This is a genomic window from Desertihabitans aurantiacus, assembly GCF_003344635.1.
In the GTDB taxonomy this organism is placed as follows: domain Bacteria; phylum Actinomycetota; class Actinomycetes; order Propionibacteriales; family Propionibacteriaceae; genus Desertihabitans; species Desertihabitans aurantiacus.
The window spans coordinates 1-4,322 of sequence record NZ_QPKK01000297.1 but is presented as its reverse complement, the minus strand read 5'-3'; the positions used below and the strand labels follow the sequence as shown (position 1 = coordinate 4,322).

Here is a 4,322-nt window from a genome sequence, read left to right as displayed (position 1 = left end):
GCCACGAGGCGTTCAACGAGTACGCCCCGGGCTGACTCAGCCGTCGAGCAGCTGCTCGACCATGCCCGTCACGGTGGTCGTGGCACTCGCCGTGTCGTAGCCGGGATCGGCCAGCCGCTCGGCCACCACGGCGTTGACCGCGCCACCCACCGCCAGCGCCGCGGTGCGCGCGTCGGGCAGCTCCGGACGTCCCCGCGCGCGTCGGGCGGCCTGCAGCAGCTCGGCCAGCGGACGCCAGCGCCCCTCGGGCTGCGGTCGCTCCCCGCGCTGGGCCATCTCCTCGATGATCACGTGGGTCTGCGCCGGGCGGGCGGAGAGGTGGGCGACCATCGTCTGCACGTAGGCGAGCGGGGCGTCGGCCGGGTCGGCCTGATCCACCGCGGCGCCGACCTCGGCCACCAGGTCGGCCAGCGCCTGCTCGTGGGCGGCGCGGACCACGGCCTCCTTGCTCGCGAAGTGGTAGAGCACCGCGGCCTTGGAGATCCCGGCCGCCGCCGCGATCCGTGACAGCGACGTCCCGGCGTAGCCGTGCTCGGCGACCAGCGCGGTCGTCACCTCGACCAGCTGGGCGCGTCGGGCCTGCTCGGTGAAGGACCGTCGGCGCGGTTCCGCCATCTGCTGCCTCCTCGCTCGGACGCTTGCCAGCCTCCCATACTGACCGTACGGTAGAAGAACTGACCGATCGGTAAGGAGCAGCGATGGACCAGGAGTCGACGACCCCGACCACCCCGACCCGTGCGCTCGGGGCCGGGCGGAGACGCCTCCGGCGGCTGCTGCTCGGCCTCGTCGTGGTGCTCCTCGGTGGCGTCCTCGCGCTGACCCTCGCCCTGCGCACGCCCTCGCCGGTCGGGCACTGGCGCAGCGCCGCCGACCACGACGCGTTCCTGCAGACCTACCGCGCGGCCTTCGCCGACCTGCCCGAGCCCGCCGAGACCCTGGACGTCCGGACCGACTACGGGGTGGTCCGGATGTACCGCTTCGAGGGGTCCGGGGACGAGCCGCTGCCACTGGTGCTGCTGCCCGGCACCGCCTCGGCCTCCCCGGTGTGGGCGGACAACCTGCCCTCGCTGCTGCGGATCGGCGACGTCTGGACGCTGGACCTGCTCGGTGAGCCCGGGATGAGCGTGCAGAGCCGGCCGATCACCGACCACGCCGACCAGGCACGATGGCTCGACCAGGCCCTGGCCGGGCTGCCGGAGCCGGAGGTCCACCTGGTCGGGCTCTCGATCGGCGGCTGGACGGCGGCAAACCTGGCCCTGCGCGAGCCGACCCACCTGGCCAGCCTCACCCTGGTCGACCCGGTCCAGGTCTTCGGCGACATCCCGCTGGAGACGGTGCTGCGGTCGCTGCCCAGCTCGGTGTCCTGGACGCCGAAGGCGTGGCGGGACAGCTTCAACTCCTACACCGCCGGCGGCGCCCCGGTGGAGGACGTGCCGGTGGCCGACATGATCGAGTCCGGGATGGCGGGCTACGCCCTGAAGCTGCCGCAGCCGTCCCGCATCGACCCGACGACGCTGGCCGGGTCGGACCTGCCGGTGCTGGTCCTCCTCGCCGGCCGCTCGGTGATGCACGACGCGGCCACCGCGATCCCGGCCGCCGAGCGGGCGCTGCCCGGACGGGTGCGGGTCTACCCCGACGCCACCCACGCTCTCAACGGCGAGTACCCCGACGAGCTGGCCGCCGACGTCGCTGCCTTCCTCGCCCAGCAGCGTTGATCACCGCCGCGGTCAACCGGCAGCGACCTCCTCGACCAGGTCACGGGCGTCCTGCACCGACCGGGTCAGCTCCGCCGGGCTCTGCCCGAGCTGTCCCAGCAGCCGGTGGGCGCGCTCGGCGAACGCCGCCGGGGCGCCGGGCAGTCGTCCGGCGGAGTCGACGAGACCCTTCTCGTTGACCACCCAGCTCCCGGCTCGGGCGTGCACAGCGTGCGCGCACAGCCCCACCACCCGGAACAGGCACCCGGCGAGGTAGCTGGTGTCACCCCGTCCGGCGGACTTGGCCAGGGCTCCCAGCAGGAAGCGGGCCTCCCCGAGCCGCTCGAGCACCGCCCCGGTCAGCGCCGGGGGATAAGCCGTGACCTGCCCCTGCAGGGCCCGCAGCTCCCCGTCGGGGTCGGCCAGGACGCGCGCCAGCGCGACCTCCCCGGCGTAGGCGGTGGTCGGGACACCGAGCGGGTGCCCGACCTGGAACGCGAACTCGAAGACCCCGCGCCGGGCGTCCTCGACCGAACGGCGCACCCGGTCGAGGTCGCGGTAGATCCAGTCCACCGGCGTCGATCCGATGCTCATCCAGGCCCCGCCGTCCACCCACGGACCCCAGCCGCCGGGCTCGGTCACCTCGAGCGAGTCCGTGCCGGAACGGGTGGTGGCCACCTCACCGGCGAGCACCCGCAGCGCCCCGGTGTCGATGCCGGACCGGTAGTAGAGCCCGAGATCGACGTCGGAGTCCGGGTGGGCCTCCCCACGAGCCCGGCTGCCCCCCAGTGCGACCGCCTCCACCCCCGGCACCTGCACCAGCCGGTCGGCCAGCTCCACCAGCTCCTGCTCGGTCGGCACCGGCGTCACGACGACGGACGCTTCCGCCAGGTGTCCCAGCCGAGCAGGACGGCCGCCGGCCCGAACAGGGTGAACACCACCGACCTCACCCACTGCGGGTCATCACCCATCAGGTCGAGCACCGAGGACACCGAGATCCCGAGCGCGGCGAGGCAGACGAGCACGATCACCCAGGACCTCTCGTACCACCGGCGTGGACGGGTCCGGTCCTCCCGATCGGCCATCATCGCCTCCTGTCCGCCCCGGCCCGGGGCCGCGCCACCGTAGCAACGAGGGGACGGTGGTCGCTCCGGACCCTACGGCAGCTACGGACCACCCGGGACGCTGGTAGACACCAGTGGGGCACTGGTGAGAGACCAGCCCGGAGCTGGCCCGGTGAGGTCCCGTGGAGTTCACCCGACGGTCGTCGACCCGCGGCCGTCCCTGGGCTCGGGGCGCCTCCCGGAGGTCTAGGGTGGACGCTGTCGCACACCCGCCCGGATGACCGAAAGGCAGAATCCTTGTCCTACATCGAATTCGTCGACGCGCGCGAGATCCTCGACTCTCGTGGCAACCCGACCATCGAGGTCCAGGTCATCCTCGACGACGGCTCCGAGGGACGCGCCGCCGTCCCGTCGGGTGCCTCCACCGGCGCCTTCGAGGCCGTCGAGCTGCGTGACGGCGACCAGAGCCGCTACGGCGGCAAGGGCGTGCTCAAGGCCGTCGAGAACGTGGTCGAGACGATCTTCCCGGCCGTGCACGGCCTGGACGCCGACGAGCAGCGCCTGGTCGACCAGACCATGCTCGAGCTGGACGGCACCGACAACAAGGGCTCGCTCGGCGCGAACGCCATCCTCGGCGTCTCGCTGGCCGTGGCCCGGGCCGCCGCGGAGTCGGCCGAGCTGCCGCTGTTCCGCTACGTCGGCGGCCCCAACGCCCACACCCTGCCGGTCCCGATGATGAACATCCTCAACGGTGGCGCGCACGCCGACTCCGACGTCGACGTCCAGGAGTTCATGGTCGCCCCGATCGGTGCGTCCACCTTCTCCGAGGCGCTGCGCCAGGGCGCGGAGGTCTACCAGGCCCTGAAGTCGGTGCTCAAGCAGAAGGGTCTGGCCACCGGGCTGGGCGACGAGGGCGGTTTCGCCCCGAACCTGCCGCAGAACGTCGCCGCGCTCGAGCTGATCGCCGAGGCGGTGGAGAAGGCCGGGCTGAAGCTCGGCACCGACATCGCGCTGGCCCTCGACGTCGCCTCCACCGAGTTCTTCACGGCATCGGACGGCGGGGGCGGCGTCTACACCTTCGACAAGACCCAGAAGAGCGCCGAGGAGATGGTGGCGGTCTACGAGAGCTGGATGAACCAGTTCCCGATCGTCTCCATCGAGGACCCGCTGGCCGAGGACGACTGGGCCGGCTGGAGCTCGCTCACCGCCAGGGTGGGCGACCGGGTGCAGATCGTCGGGGACGACCTCTTCGTCACCAACGTGCAGCGGCTGCAGCGCGGCATCGAGGAGAAGGCGGCCAACGGCCTGCTGGTCAAGGTCAACCAGATCGGCTCCCTGACCGAGACCCTGGACGCCGTCGAGCTGGCCCACCGCAACGGCTACCGCTGCATGATGAGCCACCGCTCGGGCGAGACCGAGGACACCACCATCGCCGACCTGGCCGTGGCCACCAACTGCGGCCAGATCAAGACCGGCGCCCCGGCGCGCTCGGAGCGGGTCGCCAAGTACAACCAGCTGCTGCGCATCGAGGAGGACCTCGACGACGCCGCCCGCTACGCCGGCG

5 protein-coding genes are annotated in these 4,322 nt (G+C 72.6%); 2 read left to right on the top strand and 3 right to left on the bottom strand.

Annotated elements, in window-relative coordinates; translation table 11 throughout:
• Window positions 1-36: 36 nt before the first annotated feature.
• On the bottom strand, window positions 37-615 hold the full coding sequence (locus DVA66_RS17630) for a TetR/AcrR family transcriptional regulator (RefSeq protein ID WP_114561226.1): 579 nt from the start codon (window positions 613-615) through the stop codon (window positions 37-39).
• 83 nt (window positions 616-698) lie between these two features.
• On the opposite strand from DVA66_RS17630, the gene DVA66_RS17625 reads away from it, so the two are divergent.
• On the top strand, window positions 699-1,715 hold the full coding sequence (locus DVA66_RS17625) for an alpha/beta fold hydrolase (RefSeq protein ID WP_114561225.1): 1,017 nt from the start codon (window positions 699-701) through the stop codon (window positions 1,713-1,715).
• Between the two features lie 12 nt (window positions 1,716-1,727).
• Here DVA66_RS17625 and DVA66_RS17620 read toward each other — a convergent pair whose 3' ends face one another.
• Window positions 1,728-2,564, bottom strand: coding sequence for a nucleotidyltransferase domain-containing protein (locus DVA66_RS17620; protein WP_198671905.1), 837 nt, complete (start codon window positions 2,562-2,564; stop codon window positions 1,728-1,730).
• The gene (locus DVA66_RS17615) at window positions 2,561-2,779 is read right to left on the bottom strand and encodes a hypothetical protein (protein WP_157974092.1); all 219 of its coding nucleotides are present in this window, start codon (window positions 2,777-2,779) and stop codon (window positions 2,561-2,563) included. Before DVA66_RS17615 ends, DVA66_RS17620 begins: the two co-directional genes overlap by 4 nt.
• 276 nt (window positions 2,780-3,055) lie before the next feature.
• Here DVA66_RS17615 and eno point away from each other — a divergent pair.
• Window positions 3,056-4,322 (top strand): phosphopyruvate hydratase (eno, locus tag DVA66_RS17610; RefSeq protein WP_114561223.1); only part of this gene is annotated, 1,267 nt, incomplete at its 3' end.

Excerpts from the sequence above, each read along its gene's own strand:
- DVA66_RS17630 (WP_114561226.1), bottom strand. The coding sequence starts at position 615 with ATGGCGGAACCGCGCCGACGGTCCTTCACCGAGCAGGCCCGACGCGCC.
- DVA66_RS17625 (WP_114561225.1), top strand. The coding sequence starts at position 699 with ATGGACCAGGAGTCGACGACCCCGACCACCCCGACCCGTGCGCTCGGG.
- DVA66_RS17615 (WP_157974092.1), bottom strand. The coding sequence starts at position 2,779 with ATGGCCGATCGGGAGGACCGGACCCGTCCACGCCGGTGGTACGAGAGG.